The sequence below is a fragment of the Streptomyces sp. NPDC051738 genome (genome assembly GCF_044453205.1).
Classification (GTDB): Bacteria; Actinomycetota; Actinomycetes; order Streptomycetales; family Streptomycetaceae; genus Streptomyces.
The window spans coordinates 676,150-690,698 of sequence record NZ_JBITCM010000001.1 but is presented as its reverse complement, the minus strand read 5'-3'; the positions used below and the strand labels follow the sequence as shown (position 1 = coordinate 690,698).

13 protein-coding genes and 1 pseudogene are annotated in these 14,549 nt (G+C 71.9%); 7 read left to right on the top strand and 7 right to left on the bottom strand.

Features of this window, described 5'->3' with window-relative positions; genetic code table 11:
- Positions 1-20: 20 nt before the first annotated feature.
- Positions 21-965 carry a LysR substrate-binding domain-containing protein gene (locus ACIA8X_RS03130; protein WP_393454168.1) on the bottom strand — a complete coding sequence of 315 codons (945 nt, stop codon included), beginning with the start codon at positions 963-965 and terminating at the stop codon, positions 21-23.
- A gap of 183 nt (positions 966-1,148) precedes the next feature.
- Between ACIA8X_RS03130 and snpA the strand changes: the two genes are divergently transcribed.
- A complete protein-coding gene (gene snpA, locus ACIA8X_RS03125; RefSeq protein ID WP_393454171.1) occupies positions 1,149-1,808 on the top strand; it encodes a snapalysin in 660 nt (219 codons plus the stop codon).
- Between the two features lie 175 nt (positions 1,809-1,983).
- Here the strand turns inward: snpA and ACIA8X_RS03120 are convergent, their stop codons facing one another.
- Together ACIA8X_RS03120 and ACIA8X_RS03115 are read right to left on the bottom strand one after the other, a co-directional pair.
- The gene (locus ACIA8X_RS03120) at positions 1,984-3,939 is read right to left on the bottom strand and encodes an FUSC family protein (protein ID WP_399457674.1); all 1,956 of its coding nucleotides are present in this window, start codon (positions 3,937-3,939) and stop codon (positions 1,984-1,986) included.
- 29 nt (positions 3,940-3,968) lie between these two features.
- The gene (locus ACIA8X_RS03115; protein ID WP_399457673.1) at positions 3,969-4,973 is read right to left on the bottom strand and encodes an endonuclease/exonuclease/phosphatase family protein; all 1,005 of its coding nucleotides are present in this window, start codon (positions 4,971-4,973) and stop codon (positions 3,969-3,971) included.
- Positions 4,974-5,127: 154 nt separating this feature from the next.
- Between ACIA8X_RS03115 and ACIA8X_RS03110 the strand changes: the two genes are divergently transcribed.
- Positions 5,128-5,328, top strand: coding sequence for a hypothetical protein (locus ACIA8X_RS03110; RefSeq protein ID WP_393454180.1), 201 nt, complete (start codon positions 5,128-5,130; stop codon positions 5,326-5,328).
- A 51-nt stretch (positions 5,329-5,379) separates the two neighbouring features.
- Here ACIA8X_RS03110 and ACIA8X_RS03105 read toward each other — a convergent pair whose 3' ends face one another.
- Positions 5,380-6,180: an alpha/beta fold hydrolase gene (locus ACIA8X_RS03105; protein ID WP_399457672.1), complete on the bottom strand. Its 801-nt coding sequence runs from the start codon at positions 6,178-6,180 to the stop codon at positions 5,380-5,382.
- Positions 6,181-6,258: 78 nt separating this feature from the next.
- On the opposite strand from ACIA8X_RS03105, the gene ACIA8X_RS03100 reads away from it, so the two are divergent.
- Entirely contained in the window at positions 6,259-7,581 is a 1,323-nt protein-coding gene (locus ACIA8X_RS03100; protein ID WP_399457671.1) for a PLP-dependent aminotransferase family protein, read from the top strand.
- Positions 7,582-7,643: 62 nt separating this feature from the next.
- Here the strand turns inward: ACIA8X_RS03100 and ACIA8X_RS03095 are convergent, their stop codons facing one another.
- Positions 7,644-8,564, bottom strand: coding sequence for a hypothetical protein (locus tag ACIA8X_RS03095; protein ID WP_399457670.1), 921 nt, complete (start codon positions 8,562-8,564; stop codon positions 7,644-7,646).
- A 129-nt stretch (positions 8,565-8,693) separates the two neighbouring features.
- Here ACIA8X_RS03095 and ACIA8X_RS03090 point away from each other — a divergent pair, with 129 nt between their 5' ends.
- Positions 8,694-9,011 (top strand): hypothetical protein, encoded by a 318-nt coding sequence (locus ACIA8X_RS03090; RefSeq protein WP_393454192.1) that lies wholly within the window; start codon positions 8,694-8,696, stop codon positions 9,009-9,011.
- Between the two features lie 108 nt (positions 9,012-9,119).
- Here ACIA8X_RS03090 and ACIA8X_RS03085 read toward each other — a convergent pair whose 3' ends face one another.
- The gene (locus tag ACIA8X_RS03085; RefSeq protein WP_393454195.1) at positions 9,120-9,581 is read right to left on the bottom strand and encodes a hypothetical protein; all 462 of its coding nucleotides are present in this window, start codon (positions 9,579-9,581) and stop codon (positions 9,120-9,122) included.
- A gap of 180 nt (positions 9,582-9,761) precedes the next feature.
- Here ACIA8X_RS03085 and ACIA8X_RS03080 point away from each other — a divergent pair, with 180 nt between their 5' ends.
- Positions 9,762-11,006 (top strand): PP2C family protein-serine/threonine phosphatase, encoded by a 1,245-nt coding sequence (locus ACIA8X_RS03080; RefSeq protein ID WP_399457669.1) that lies wholly within the window; start codon positions 9,762-9,764, stop codon positions 11,004-11,006.
- 190 nt (positions 11,007-11,196) lie between these two features.
- Here ACIA8X_RS03080 and tnpA read toward each other — a convergent pair whose 3' ends face one another.
- A complete protein-coding gene (gene tnpA, locus ACIA8X_RS03075) occupies positions 11,197-11,613 on the bottom strand; it encodes an IS200/IS605 family transposase (RefSeq protein ID WP_393454201.1) in 417 nt (138 codons plus the stop codon).
- Between the two features lie 27 nt (positions 11,614-11,640).
- Between tnpA and ACIA8X_RS03070 the strand changes: the two genes are divergently transcribed.
- Complete coding sequence (locus tag ACIA8X_RS03070; RefSeq protein ID WP_399457668.1) at positions 11,641-12,885, top strand: RNA-guided endonuclease InsQ/TnpB family protein; 1,245 nt, start codon at positions 11,641-11,643, stop codon at positions 12,883-12,885.
- A gap of 63 nt (positions 12,886-12,948) precedes the next feature.
- Positions 12,949-13,584: pseudogene (locus ACIA8X_RS03065) on the top strand (hypothetical protein); the annotation flags it as partial.
- Positions 13,585-14,549 lie beyond the last annotated feature (965 nt).

Sequence of the window (14,549 nt, the reverse complement as noted above, 5' to 3'; positions counted from 1 at the left end):
GACGGTCGACGATCGACGTTTTACGGGAGTGCTGGGACCGGCGGCTGCCGCTCGCCGTCGCGTTCCAGCCATTCCCGGTACGCCGGCGCCTGCTGTGCCGCCTCCCGGTACGCCTCCTCCAGGGCGGGATAGACACCGTCCAGGTCCGTCTCCGTACGGGCCGCGAGGAACAGCCGTACGCCCAGGGGGTCGCCGTGCAGGCGCCGTACCGCCATCGTGGGGCTGTCGGCGTGGGTCGGCTGGCAGACCGCGACCACCTCGCCGGTGGCGACCAGGGCGTCCGCCGTGTAGTAGTCGCCGTGCAGGACATGGGGGTTGACGCCGGCCGCGCGGAACATCCGCTGCACGGCGTCCCATTCGCCGTCGACCGTCGGGTCGACCATCCAGCGGTCGTCGGCCAGGTCACGCAGCCGGACCTCGGCCTTCGCCGCGGCCGGGTGGTCGGTGGGCAGGGACACGAACTGTGGCTCGCGTTCCATGAGCACGCGCAGGCGCAGTTCCGGCGGGATGCGCAGTGGGCAGCCCTCCACCTCGTGCACGAAGGCCACGTCCAGTTGGCCGTCGGCGACCATGCGCAGCAGGGCGTTCGGGGAGACGTTCATATGGAGGGTCGGGTCCTGGCCGTGCGCGCGCAGGCGCCGTAGCCAGCCCGCCAGGGCCTTGCTGGCCGTCGAGCCCACGCGCAGCTCGGGGCCGCCCACCGCGGCCGCCCTCGCCTCGGCGACCAGGGCGCGCATATCGGCCACGAGGGGGCGGGCGCGGCTGAGGACCAGGCGGCCCAGCGGGGTGGGGCGGCAGCCGGATCTCGCGCGCACGAACAGCGCGCCGCCGAGCTCCTGCTCGATCCGCCGCAGTTGCGTGCTCAACGATGGCTGAGCGACGCCCAGTTGGCGGGCGGCCCGGTGCAGACTGCCGGTGTCGGCTATGGCGCACAGCGCGCGGAGGTGTCTGACCTCAAGGTCCATGCCCTCGGAGACTAAAGCGGAAGCAATGGTTTCACCAGCCGTACAAACCCCCTCTGATGCACGCTAATCGGGGTACCGAAGCGCTCCCGATAGGGCCGTGCTATCGCCGGTTGCCATCATCACAGCGGCCACACAGGCGTCGACACTCGCCTTGACGACTCACCCCCCACCTAGGAGTCATCAATGCGTATGTCCACGTCCCTGTCCGCCCGTACGGCGGTGGCGGTCGGCCTCAGTGTCGCAGCACTCGGCCTGGGTACGGCCGCCCCGGCGACGGCGGCGCCCGTCCACGCCGGCGCCGGCTACATCGCCAAGTCGGCCGAATCCGACGCCAGTCGGGCGTTCTTCGAGGCGGTCCTGAAGTCCGTCGCCGAGAAGCGCGCCGCGAACCCGAAGGCCGCGGCCGTCACGGTCGTCTACGACGCCTCCGACGCGCCCGCGTTCAGCGCACAGATAGCCCGCAGCACCGAGATATGGAACGGCTCGGTGTCCAACGTCCAGCTCCAGGAGGGCTCGAACGCCGACTTCACCTACCGGGAGGGCAACGACCCGCGTGGCTCGTACGCCTCGACCGACGGGCACGGCAACGGGTACATCTTCCTCGACTACCAGCAGAACCAGGAGTACGACTCGACTCGCGTCACCGCGCACGAGACGGGGCATGTGCTCGGGCTGCCGGACCACTATGAGGGGCCGTGCAGTGAGCTGATGTCCGGTGGCGGGCCCGGTACGTCCTGCACGAATTCCGTCCCGGATGCCAACGAGCGGGCTCGGGTGGAGCAGTTGTGGGCCAATGGGCTCGCTGCGGCGATGGACAAGGCTCTGCACAAGGTCGCCCACTAGTTCTGCAGTTCCGCCAAGGACCACCCCCCACACCCGGCGCGGTCGCCCTCCTGCACGGGGCGGCCGCGCCGGCTTGTGGAGCGCCTAGCAGCTCGGGTGGTCTGTCTTGGTGTGCGGCTGCGGGTTGTGTGTGGTTGATCGCGCAGTTCCCCGCGCCCCTTATGTCGGCTGCCGCTCAGCTTCCTCCGTGAGGCGATGCGATTGCTCTTGCCGCCGCCACCTCCTGGCGCAGTGGCTCCAGGACGCTGTCTGCCGGGCCTGTCAGATCTGTGCGGACCTCGTACAGGGTCTCGGCCTCTCTCACGCCTGTCGCCAACTCCCTCAGCTGGAGGGCGACTTGGGATACTTCCCCCGCCGACGGCCTGGCCGCCCCGTGTTTCACCCGTACCCGTGCCGCCGTCGTCGCGTCGACGATGCGTTCCACTGCCACTACCAGCGGCCACCACGCCGCCGCTCGGCGGCCCGTCGGTGGGGGTTCGGTCAGGGCGCGTTGGAATTCTGTGCGGATGGCCGAGAGGTTGCGGTAGAGGCGGCGTCGCATGCGGGCGCGGGCCGGGGGGGCCACGGCGTGCGGGCCGAAGGCGCCCTCCACGTAGCGTGCCGTGTCCTCCACCGCGTCCGCGAGCCGGTCGCCGACGCGGGTGTGCCAGCTCTCCGGCCAGAGGAGGTAGCCGGCGACCAGGGCGATCGCGCAGCCGAGGAGGGAGTCGACGAGGCGGGGGAGCAGCAGTGCGGTGCCCGCGCGGTTCAGGACGTCCGACAGGAGCAGGATCACCGGGGTGATGGCGGCCGTCTGGTAGCCGTACCCGCGCGGGGTGAGCGCAGGGATCAGCGGCGCGAGCAGCATCAGCGTCGGTACGTCCGCCCAGCCGCGCGGCACCTGGGCGAGCACCGCCGCCGCGATCACCAGCCCGGCGACCGTGCCCATGGCCCGCAGCAGTGCGCGGGAGAAGACGGAGCCGAAGTCGGGCTTGAGGACGAAGGTGATGGTCAGGGCGACCCAGTAGGAGCGGGGGACGGCGATGAGGGACACCAGGGCCTGGGCCAGCCCGATGCACAGGGCCAGGCGCAGGCCGTAGCGCCAGGAGGCGGCGGAGAGGGTCACGTTGCGCAGTGCGCGGGCGGCGCGGATGCTCAGGGCGGCGGGGCGGCCGAGGCGGTCGTCGATGCCACGGGGGTCCACGTCGGGGGACGCCACGACCTCGGCGGTGTGGCGCAGGGCGTGGCCGACGGCGCGGGCGGCCTCGGTGGTGGGGGCGGGCAGGTTCAGGGCCGTCGGGCCCGCGTAGCCGGTCTCCACGGCGGAGGCGAGGTGCCGTACGGACTGCGGGACCTCGGGCGGGAGGGGGGTGCCGCTGAGGTGTGCCGCGGGGGCGGCCTCCACGACCGGGGTGATGGCGTTCAACTGGGCCAGCAGCCGGGTCAGTTCGGGGCTGCGGCCGTGATGGCGGGCGCGGTGGGCCAGGACGGTGTCGTACGACTCGTTCAGGGACTGGGTGACGGCGTGCCGGGCGTCGTCGTAGGCCTGGCTGCTGCCGCTGCCGCAGACCGTGAGCAGGTCGGCGACCGCCCGGTAGGTGTCCGCGACCGCGCTCCGTTCCGGCACCCCCATCCGCAGCGGCCAGGCGAGCAGCCCGAGGAGGAGGACGAGCAGCCCGCCGCCGGACATCAGCAGCGGTGCGTGCCACCACGCGCCGGGCAGCGGCAGCCCTGCCCCGATCACGCAGGTCAGCAGCAGCAACAGCCCCGACACGGAGGCGACAGCGCCGATCGTCGAGATCATCCCGGAGACCAGCGCGACGCCGGTGACCGCGGCGACGGCGACCCAGCCGTGGCCGTACACGAGGCAGCCGAGGGTGATGCCGACGGCGCCGAAGAGCTGGGGGATCGCGATGGTGGGGATGCGGACGCGGTACGCGGCGGCGGTGTCGCTGATGACGCCGTTCAGGGCGCCCATGGCGGCGAGGGCGCCGTACTCGGGCCGGCCGGTGGCGAGGCCGATGGCCAGGGGCAGGGGGATCGCGATCGCGGCGCGGATCACGGCCGGCCGGTTGACGGGGGCCGGCTGGGCCCGCAGGTTCCGCACCAGCCAGTCGGGAGGTGTGCGGCCGATGGGGAACTCGCGGGACATGCGCCCCATTATGAGCACCCTCGTTCAGCTCATCGGCGCTGGTGAAGCGTGACGTCGGTGAGAAGCGCGCGGTGGTCGGTGCCGGGCAGGTCGAGGAAGCGGGCGGCGCGGGCGGAGAAGTCGGCGGAGAGCAGCACGTGGTCGATCTGCACGCCGAAGGCGGGCGTGGTGCGGGCCGGCCAGCTGGGGGTGCGGTCGTCGTCGGTGAGGCGGGTGGCGTCGCGCAGTCCGGTGTCGAGGATGCGGCGGAAGGCGGCGTGGTCCTGGGAGGCGTTGAAGTCGCCGGCGAGGATCAGGGGCGTACGGCTGTCGCCGGTGGTCTCGGTGGACCGGGGGGGTTGAGTGGTTTCGGAGTTCTCGACTCTCTCGGCGTGCTTGGCGGCGAAATCGCGCAGGTCACCGAGTTCCTCGCGCCACAAGTCGGTCCCGCCGGGCAGCGGCGGCATGGGGTGCGCGAGCTGGAGGCGTACGGCGTGTCCGCGCACGTCGGCGACGGCGCCGGGCATGGCCATGGTGCCGGGGACGCCGTCGGCGGACGTGAGCGGGAAGCGGCTGAGGACGACCGAGCCCGCCGAGCCGCCGGCCACCTGGGCCGCCCGGTGCGGATAGTCGGTGCCGAGGGCCTCCCTGAGCGTGGCGTCGCAGGTGTACTCGCACTCCTGGACGAACACGAGGTCCGGCTTCTCGCGACGGACGGCGTCGACGAGCGCGTCGGTCGCGTGCCCGAACTCGACGTTCGAGGTCAGCACCCGGAAGGAGGCTAGCGGCGGCCCGCCCGGCTCACCGGTCTTCCCGTACGGCTCGATGAACCACGCCAGCAGCCCGAGCAGCGCCACGGCCCATACGACGCCGGCCCACCAGCGGGAGAACAGCGCGAGCAGCAGCCCGACCCCGGTGGGCACGAGCAGCCACGGCAGGAAGGCGAGGAGCTGGGTGACGGGAGTGATGCCGTCGGTGTCGGCGACACGACAGCCGACGACCGCGCTGACGCCCAGGAACAGCAGGGCGGCCGGCCAGGTGGCCGCAGTCTTCAATGCCCGGCCTTCCGCTCGCGGGTGGGATGCCCGAATCCTCCCTCAAAGACGAGGACCGTGCGGCGAAGGTTGCGTGAGAGCCGGTCGGGAGGGGTCCCGGTGGTGCGGGCTGATGCTGAGGCGCCGGTCATCGAGTGGAACGAGGAGATCCGACATGACACAGGTCCAGGCCGACTGGCTGACCCTGCTGCTCGCCCCCATCGGCGTCATCGGGCTGCTGGTCGCCTTCACCGCCAGGCAGTCGGCGTCCAGGAAGGGCGAGCCGATGCCCGGCTGGGCGACGGCCACCCAGGGTGTGGCGATCGCCTGCGTGTTGCTCGTGGCCGTCATGAACATGGCGCTGAGCGGTTCGTAGGCGGGGTGCAGATCCAGGGTGCGGACCAGGGGTGCGGACCCTGGGTACGGATTACTCGTCGACCCGGGCCAGAAGCGCTTCCAGCGCCTCGTTGAACTCCCCCGGCCGTTCCAGGTTCGGCATGTGCGCGGCCCCGTCGATCACCCGCAGGGTCGAGTCCGGGAGCGCCGCGTGCATCGCCTCCGCGTCGGCGACCGGGGTGTAGGTGTCGTCCGCGCCCACGACGACCAGGGCGGGGACCGTGACGCGGGTCAGCAGCGCGCGGTAGTCGGGGCGCTCGGCCCGGCCGCGCAGGGCCGCCGCGGCGCCCTCGGGCGGCGTCGCCGTCATCATGCGGTGGACGTGGGCCTTGACCTCGGCGTCCGCGTACGGCGCGACCATCTTCTCCAGCACCTCGTCGGCGTATCCGCGCATGCCCTCGCGCAGCAGCCGGTCCGCCATGGCGCCCCGCGCCCGCTTGCCCTCAGCCGTCTCCGCCGCCGGGAAGGTGTCCGCGAGGACCAGGCCGCGGATGCGGTCGGGGAAGCGGTCGTAGCACTCCATGACGATCTGGCCGCCCATCGACAGGCCCGCCAGCACACAGGTCTCCACCTTCAGGTCGTTCAGCAGGGCCTCGATGTCCCGGGCGAAGTCGGAGAGGAGCGTGATGCCGGGGACGACCGGGGAGGCGCCGTAGCCGCGCAGGTCGGGGGCGATCACCCGGCGGGCGGCGGAGAACGTCTCGGTCTGCGGGGCCCACATCGTGCGGTCGAAGGGGTGGCCGTGGATGAGGACGAGGGGCGTCGATGACGTATCGACGCCGCCTTTGTCCTCATATGCGAGATATGAGATGGATGGGGTGGAAGGGGTCATGTGAACGACCCTAGATCGGCTCAACTCCTCGGTGCAATAAGATCTTTGCCCTCGGTGCAATGTCAGGGGGAGAAGCACGTGAACGACTATCGGCACCTCGCCGACCGCATAGCCGACGACATCACCGCCGGACGGCTCAAGCCCGGCCAACGGCTGCCGCCGCAGCGGGTGTTCGCGCGGCGGCGTGGGGTCGCAGGGTCGACGGCGGGGCGGGTGTACGCCGAACTCGTACGGCGGGGGCTGGTCGTCGGTGAGGTCGGGCGGGGGACGTTCGTGCGGGCCGCGGGGACCGGGCCGGTCGGCCGGGCGCTGACCGAGCCGATGGCCGGGCCGCCGGTGAACCTGGAGCTCAACTACCCTTCGGCGCCGGGCCAGTCGGAGCTGCTCGCGCCGGCACTCGCGCCCCTGCTGCGGCCCGACGTCCTGACGGAGGCGATGCGCCCCGCGCCGGCCGACGGCACCGGCCCGGCGCGCCGGGCGGCGGCCGACCTCCTCGTCACGCCCCACTGGCGCCCCAGCCCCGACTGGCTGCACTTCACGGGCAACGCCCGCCAGGCCATCGCCGCGACCCTCGCCTCGCTCGTCCGCCCCGGTGGCCGGGTCGGCGTCGAGCCGCTGACGTATCCCCTGGTGAAGGAGATCGCGGCGCGGCTCGGCATCACCCTGGTGCCGTTGGCGACGGACGAGGAGGGACCGCGCCCGGAGTCGGTCGCCGCCGCCCACCGCAGCGCCTCCCTGTCCGCGCTCTACGTCCAGCCGACCCTGCACAACCCGACGTCCCGCACCATGGGCGACGAACGCCGTCGTCAACTCGCGGGCACCGTAACCGACTTGGGCATCCCGGTCGTGGAGGACCGCATCTGGTCCTTCCTCGCCGACGGGGACCCGCTCGCCGCCCACGCGCCCCGACTCACCCACGTCGTCGACGGTCTCTCCAAGCGCGTCGCGCCGGGACTCACCGTCGGCTTCGTGGTCGCACCGCCGCAGCGGGGCGAGGCCGTGGCGGCCGCCATCCGGTCCGGGGGGTGGAACGCGGGCCGGTTCGCGCTGGAGGCGGCCGTGCGGTGGATCGAGGACGGGACGGTGACGCGGCTCGTCGCGGCGAAGCGGGCGGACGCGGCGCACCGGCAGCGGATCCTCGGCGAGGAACTGCGCGGATTCGCCGTACGGTCCGATCCGCGCGCCTGTTTCGCCTGGTGGGAGCTGCCGACCCCGTGGCGCGCCGACACCTTCACGGCCGCCGCGGCGGCACACGGCATCGCCGTCACCCCGGGCCCCGCCTTCGCCGTCGACCCGAACCGCACGCCGGACGCGGTCAGACTGGGGCTCGCGTCGGCTGCGGAGGCGGAGCTGCGGCGGGCGCTGCGGGTGCTTGCGGGTGTTGCGCGTGGGGGTTGGTGAGGTGGGCGGCCCCTGCCCTGCCTTCGTCGTCGACCCGCGCCGCATCCCGGACGCGGACGCGGTCAGACTCGGGCTCGCGTCGGCTCCGGGGCGGGATCCGCGGTGGGCGTTGCGGAGGCTCGTAGGCGTCGCGCGAGCAGGTCGGTGAGGCGGCAGGCGAGGGCCGTCGTCAGGCCGAGGGCGATCAGTAGCCAGGAGACCGTGCGCAGGGTCTGCGTCAGGGCGTCGTAGACCGCGCCCGCGGCCGGGCGGTGGGCCGCCTCGGGCAGGTCGGCCAGCGTGAGGCGGCGGCCGATCGCGAGCGCGAGCAGCAGGAACGCGCCGCCGAGGGACGTGCCCAGCGCGGTCGCCGTGATCGCGCGGCGGCGGCAGGCGGCGACGGTGATGCCGGTCGCGGCGAGGACGGAGGCCGAGACGGGCAGCCAGAAACCGGCGACTTCGAGCACGTGGTACCCCTTCCTGAGCCGGTCCAGCTCGTGTGCCGGGAGCACGGGGACCTCGGTGTGCTCGACCGGGATGTTCTGCGCCAACGGGACGTTGTCCGCCGCGAGTTGGTGTTTCACCTGGGCGGTGACCGGGGCGATGTCGACGGTGACCGTGCCCTCGTGCCCGTCCCGAAGGGCACTGAGCACGGCGTCGTGGACCGTCCTGTTGGCCGTCTCCCACGCCGCGCGGAAGGCCTCGGTCCGAGTGAAGGACCGCACCGCGTCGTACACGAAGGGGCGCACGGTACCGCTGTCGTCGCGGGCGCCGAGGGCGTCGTCGAGCCGGGGAGCGACCTCGTGCATGATCCCGGCCCCGACGGTGTCCGCCACCGCGCTCTGCACGGCCGGATCCGCGGCGAGCGGCGCCATCGCGGTGACATAGCGGCCGGTGTCGGCGAGCCCGTACGTCACCCAGGCCGCCAGCGCGCCGAACGGCACGAGGAGGCACGACAGGGCGATCAGCGCTGCCGACAGGGCGTTCCGCAGACGGGTGAGCACCCTCTCAGGCAAGGGGCGCGGGGGCCGGGGCGCCAGCGGTGTGCCTGCATACGGCCGCACACCGCCGCTCTCCGGTGGAGCGTTCACCCGAACGGGTGTCTCATGGACAGGGGAGCAAGGAGGCGGATCATGCACACCACCACGAGCCTGCGGATCATGGCCGCGGCTCTGCTCACCGGTGGATTCCTCGCCGTCGCGGCGGTCGGGACCCCGGCGGCGGCCGTCGACGATCAAAGTGGACTGGGCCAGCGCAACGAATGCAGGGTGCGCGGTGACCACTTCGACGGCAACCTGTTCTGGTACTGGCTGGTGGGCTCCGACGGCAGGGTGATCGTCGTCTTCGTGGACTCCGGCCAGAGCCACATACCCGACTGCCACGACTCATTCCATGACTGGAACAACGGCTCCTGGAACAACTGGGACCCCTCGTGGAACCAGTTCCGGTAGTGCCCATGAGTGGATGAAGTAGCGGATGAAGGGGAACGGCCCGGTCCCGGTCGACGCCGACGCCGGCACCGGGGCCGCTCCGTGAGTCCCTCGGCCGATGCAGCCGATTCAGCCGATACGGCGGCCCTGGGCGTCCTCGTGCGTGTAGTAGCGGTAGAAGAGCACGGCGAAACAGACCGCGCCGATCACGAGCCCCATGAGCGCGGACCTGACGACGCTCTTGCCGGTCTGGTCGTACAGGAACCCGAACGCGGCGCCGGCGAAGGCGGCCCACAGGATCGCGTGCTGTTCGCGCCTCATGTGGGGCGCGAGGGCGCGCACGGCCACGTACAGCGCCATGAACACCGCCGCGGTGACGAAGCCGAAGAGCAGGTTCCAGCCGGTGATCTCGCCGCCGGAGCGCCGGTTCGCCGCGGCCCAGTAGCCGTAGATCAGCCCGAGGGTGACCGGTGTGGCGACGCTCGCGATGCGGTGCGTCCGCTCGCTGAACACGTCGGGCAGGCTGCCGCTCGGGCCGGTGGTCACCGCCCTCGGAGTCCCTCCGCCGGACGCGGGTGCCGCATGAGCCATGAGAGCACTCCTCTCACTCGTCGCCCCCGCCATCAAGGGCACACCTGGGCGGGCCGCCTGGCAAGTCGGCGACGGCTTTCGGCCGGTCGGCGTTTGCGGACGACGCCCCTGAGGTGGGCGGCCACCGCAGCCCCTGGTACCCGGATGCGGCCCGCCGAACGCCGTGTTTCGCTGAGGCCCATGAGGGCCGTAAGCGACGGTTCGGCCGGCCCGCAGGGCGACACGCGCCGGGCACAGCTGCTGCGCGTGCGCGGCCGCAGTGTCGCCTGGGTGCCGCCGCTGCTGCTGCTCGTCGGCATCGTGCTGGTCGACTTCCGGACCAGCAGCGACTTCCGGATCCTGTCGTGGATCGTGCTGGTGCCCGGTATCGCCGCCGCGATCTGCGGGGTGTGGGGGACGGCGATGTACGCGGTGCTCGCGCCCGCCACGTACATCGCAGCGGACGCCGTCCTGCCGCACGAGTACCAGGCCGGCCTGCCCGACCTCGTGCTCGCCGGCATCGGTGGCGTCCTCGCCACGCTGGCCTGCGTGGTCCGGGTGCGCGGCGAGCAGCGCGTGCTGCACATGCGGGACGTCACCGAGACCATCCGCCGCACCGTGCTGCGCCCGCTTCCCCCCGGCTGGGGCGGCCTCGACCACGCGGCCGTGTATCTCTCCGCCGACAGCGAGGCCAGGGTCGGCGGCGACTTCTACGACATCCAGATCGGCCTGCACGGCACCCGCGTCATCCTCGGCGACGTCCAGGGCAAGGGGCTCGGCGCGGTGGAGGCGGCGGCCGCGCTGCTCGGCACGTTCCGCGAGACCGCGTACCACGAGGCGGACCTGAGGACGGTCGCCGTATGCCTGGAGCTGCGTATGCAGCGGCACATCCGGCTGCGCGCGGCGCTCGGCAAGGAGGAGGGCGACCGGTTCGCCACCGCCGTGCTGCTCGGGTTCCCCGACGGGCAGCCGGGGGCGCTGGAAGCCGTCGTACTCGGCCATGACGCCCCGCTGGTCGTGGGCCCCGACGGCGTACGGCCCCTCCCGCCCGAGCACGGACTCCCCCTCGGCTACGGCGACCTCGTCCCCGCAGACGGCCCGCCGCCCCTGATCCGCGTGCCCGTCGCCCCCGGCGAGACGCTGCTGCTGACCACGGACGGCGTGACCGAGGCCAGGGACGGCGACGGCGACTTCTACCCGCTCACCACCGACGTCGTCGCGGCCGTCGCCGCCGACCCGGGCCTCGCGCGGCCCGCGCCGCTGGTCGCGTTCGTGCGGGAGCGGACGCTGCTGCACTGCGGTGGGCGTCTGGCGGACGACACGACGGTGTTCGCGGTGCGGAGGAGGGGCGGTATGGGGACGGGTGAGGGGAGTGGGGAGGGGGATGGCGAGCGGAAACTCGGGGTGAGTGGCGAGGGGAATGGCGAGCGGAAACTCGGAGGGTAAGCCGCGAGGAAGGTCGTGAGGAGGGTGGTGGGGAAGGTCCGGGGGAATGTCGTGGGGAATGGGGACGGAATCGGGCGTAAACAGTCCTGAGATCCCGCATTGCAGCCGCAGCGGTTACCGGGACTCTTGCAGAAAGCCCCGGCGTTCACGCCGGGGATGAATGCATCTCAAGGCTGCTCTGACGTGCACCTTAGAGCGGACGTTTTTGCTGCTCGATGTACTGGCGGACGATCGCCAACGGTGCTCCGCCGCACGATGCGGAGAAATACGAGGGCGACCACAGGTGCCCGTGCATGATGGCGCGGTTGATCCGGCCGGTGAACTCCTGCCGTATCCGGCGAGCGGAGACGCCCTTGAGGCTGTTGACAAGCTTCGAGACGGCGACCTTGGGCGGGTAGTGCACCAGGAGGTGGACGTGATCACGTTCGCCGTTGAACTCCTTCAGCTCCGCTTCGAAGTCCTCGCAGACCTTGCGCATGATCTCTTCGCAGCGCATCAGTATCTCGTCGTTGAACACCCCGCGCCGATACTTCGTCACAAAGACCAAGTGCACATGCATGGCCGAAACAACATGCCTGCCACGCCTGTAGTCGTTCTTCCCGTCCATGAGACCAATCGTAGTAGGATCTTGGGTGTGCAGCTCCGCTACAACTACCGGGCCTACCCGGACGCCTCCCAGCGCCGTGCGCTGGCACGTGCGTTCGGGTGCGCCCGCGTGGTGTGGAACGACTGCCTGCGCGACCGCAGGGAAGCGCACGCGGCAGGACTGCCGTACGTGAAGTCGGCCGAGCTGTCCCGGCTTCGCATCACCCAGGCCAAGCACACCGGAGAACGCGCCTGGCTCGCCGACGTGTCGGCGGTCGTCCTGCAACAGTCTCTGCGGGACCTGGACACCGCCTACAAGAACTTCTTCGACTCGGTCAGGGGTAAGCGGCAGGGCCGCAAGGCCGGCCCGCCCCGCTACAAATCGAAGAAGGACACCCGGCAGTCGATCCGCCTCAACACCAACGCCTTCTCCCTCCAGGACGACGGCACGGTGTACGTGGCCAAGGTCGGCAGCCTCAAGGTCAAGTGGTCCCGTCGGCTTCCGGCCGCGCCCACGTCCCTGACCGTCACCAAAGACAGCTCCGGCCGGTACTTCCTCAGCTTCGTCGTGGACACCGAGCCGGACATCCTCCCCGAGGTGGAAGCGGAGTCCGGTATCGACCTCGGTCTGTCCGCCTTCGCCGTCCTGTCCGACGGCAGGAAGATCAGCAGCCCCCGCTTCCTGCGCCGGGCCGAGAAGAAACTCAAGCGCCTCCAGCGGGAGCTGTCCCGCAAGGCCAAGGGATCGAAGAACCGGGCCAAGGCCCGGATCAAGGTCGCACGCCAGCACGCCAAGGTGGCGGACCGGCGCCGGGACTGGCACCACAAGGCTTCCACACAGATCATTCGCGACAACCAAGCGGTGTACGTGGAAGACCTCGCGGTGTCCGGCCTCGGCCGCACCCGGCTCGCCAAGTCCGTGCACGACGCGGGATGGTCCGCGTTCGTCGGCATGCTGGAGTACAAGGCGGTCAAGCACGGCCGCACCTTCGCCAAGGTGGACCGGGCCTTCCCGTCCTCTCAGGTCTGCTCGGCCTGCGGATTCCGGGACGGCCCCAAGCCCCTGCACGTCCGCGAGTGGACATGCGGCGAGTGCGCCACCGTGCACGACCGCGACCACAACGCGGCCCGTAACGTCCTCTTCGAAGGACGTCGAATCGTCGCCATCGAACGGGTGGAGACGCTAAACGCCTGTGGAGTGCCGGTAAGACGGGCACACATGCCCGCACAGCGCGGTGAAGCAGGAAGCCCCCGGAAGGGTCAGACGACCCAGGCCGGAATCCCTGGACTTTAGGCCAGGGAGCACGTCAAGGTGCTGCTCTGTACGTGATCGTCGACGGGGGATGGGGAGGGACCGATGCCCGGAACCGTTCTGCTGTTGGCCGCCGCGCCGGCGGGCAAGGGCTGTCTGGTGGACGCCGCCTCCGTGCTCCCGGTCCTCGCCGCGGTTCCGCCCGCGGTGCTGTCCGGCACGGACACGGCGAACGTGGTGGAACTCGCCGACCCCCTGGAGCCGCAGGCCGTCCTCACCCGCCTCCGTGCCGCCGCGGCCGTGCAGGCCCCGCTCACCGTGTTCGTCACCGGCCAGCTCCAACTGGACCGCCGCCAGCACCTGCCCCACCTGGCGCTGGCCCGCACGACCCCCGCGACGGTCCGCTACACCGGGTTCCCCTGGCAGTGGATCCGCGAGGAACTGCGCCTGCGCGCACCGGGTTCGACGTCCCTCCTCCTCGACCTGCACGCCGACGCGGAGACCTGGGAGTGGCTGCGCGCCAACCCCCTCGACTCGGGCCGCAACAACGCGGTGTACGGCCGTATCGCCCCGCCCCCGAGCCGCCGCACGGTGGCGACGCCGACCTACATGAAGGCCCTCGCCACCATCCTCCGCAGCGGCCACCGCCCACCCCTCGACCAACTCCACCAGCAGGCCCTGTCCCGCATCTCCCCCGACGGCGGAGCAGGCACGGACATCGTCCTGACGCCACACGGCCCGGCGCAGTTCCCGTCCCGGGGTCCGGCGCAGGTCCCTCCGCGGGGCGCAGCGCAGGCCCCGGCACCGGTCCCGGGTGCACCTGTGCAGGTCCGGGTCCAGGGCCATGCACCGGTCCAGGTCCCTCCACCGCCCCAGGGTCAGGCACCTGCGCAGGTACCGGTCCCGGGCCAGGCGCCCCTGCAGGTACCGGTCCCGGGCCAGGCACCCCTGCAGGTCCCGGTACCGGTCCAGAGCCATGCACCTGCGCAGGTCCCGCGACCGGCCCAGGGTCAGGCACCTGCGCAGGTCCCGGCCCTGGTCCATGGCCAGGCTCCGGAGCAGGTTCTGCCGCAGGGCCCGCCGGGCAGTCAGATGCAGGCTCAGCCACAGCCGCCCGCGGGAGGTCAGAGCCTGGTGCAGGCTCTGTCGGAGCCGCCTGCGGGGAGCCAGAGCCCGTTGCAGATTCTGCCGCACTCGCCTGCGGGGGGCTCGACGCCGGCTCTGTCGCAGCCGCTCGCGGGGAACTCGACGCAGGCCCTGCCGCAGAAGCCCTCGGAGCTGCCGCCACAGGTTCCGGGGCAGGCGCCGCAGCAGCAGCTCCCGCAGACTCCCGCACCGGTTCCAGCGCAGAGCCCTGTCCAGAACCCCGCACCGATCCAGGGACAGGGACTCACACCGATCCCAGGGCAGGGCCAGGCACAGGTCCAGCCCGAGAAGCCCGCGGAGAGTCCCGTAGAGGTCCCGGGGCGGAGTGCCGCGCAGGCCATGCCGCACGAGGCCCCGCAAAGTTCGGCGCTGCTCCCCGCAGAGGTCCCGCCGCGGAGCCCCTTCGACAGCCCCGAGCAGAGCCCCTTCGACAGCCCCATGCAGGGCCTCGCGCAGCTCCCAGCGCAGGCCCTCAATGAGGCGCTGTCGCAAGCACCTTCGGAGAGTCCCGTGCAGTTGCCGGGGCAGGGCCCGGCGGAGGTTGCGTCGCAGCAACTTCC

Excerpts from the sequence above, each read along its gene's own strand:
- ACIA8X_RS03090 (WP_393454192.1), top strand. The coding sequence starts at position 8,694 with ATGCACACCACCACGAGCCTGCGGATCATGGCCGCGGCTCTGCTCACC.
- ACIA8X_RS03110 (WP_393454180.1), top strand. The coding sequence starts at position 5,128 with ATGACACAGGTCCAGGCCGACTGGCTGACCCTGCTGCTCGCCCCCATC.
- ACIA8X_RS03120 (WP_399457674.1), bottom strand. The coding sequence starts at position 3,939 with ATGTCCCGCGAGTTCCCCATCGGCCGCACACCTCCCGACTGGCTGGTG.
- tnpA (WP_393454201.1), bottom strand. The coding sequence starts at position 11,613 with ATGGACGGGAAGAACGACTACAGGCGTGGCAGGCATGTTGTTTCGGCC.
- ACIA8X_RS03105 (WP_399457672.1), bottom strand. The coding sequence starts at position 6,180 with ATGACCCCTTCCACCCCATCCATCTCATATCTCGCATATGAGGACAAA.
- ACIA8X_RS03085 (WP_393454195.1), bottom strand. The coding sequence starts at position 9,581 with ATGGCTCATGCGGCACCCGCGTCCGGCGGAGGGACTCCGAGGGCGGTG.
- ACIA8X_RS03130 (WP_393454168.1), bottom strand. The coding sequence starts at position 965 with ATGGACCTTGAGGTCAGACACCTCCGCGCGCTGTGCGCCATAGCCGAC.
- snpA (WP_393454171.1), top strand. The coding sequence starts at position 1,149 with ATGCGTATGTCCACGTCCCTGTCCGCCCGTACGGCGGTGGCGGTCGGC.
- ACIA8X_RS03080 (WP_399457669.1), top strand. The coding sequence starts at position 9,762 with ATGAGGGCCGTAAGCGACGGTTCGGCCGGCCCGCAGGGCGACACGCGC.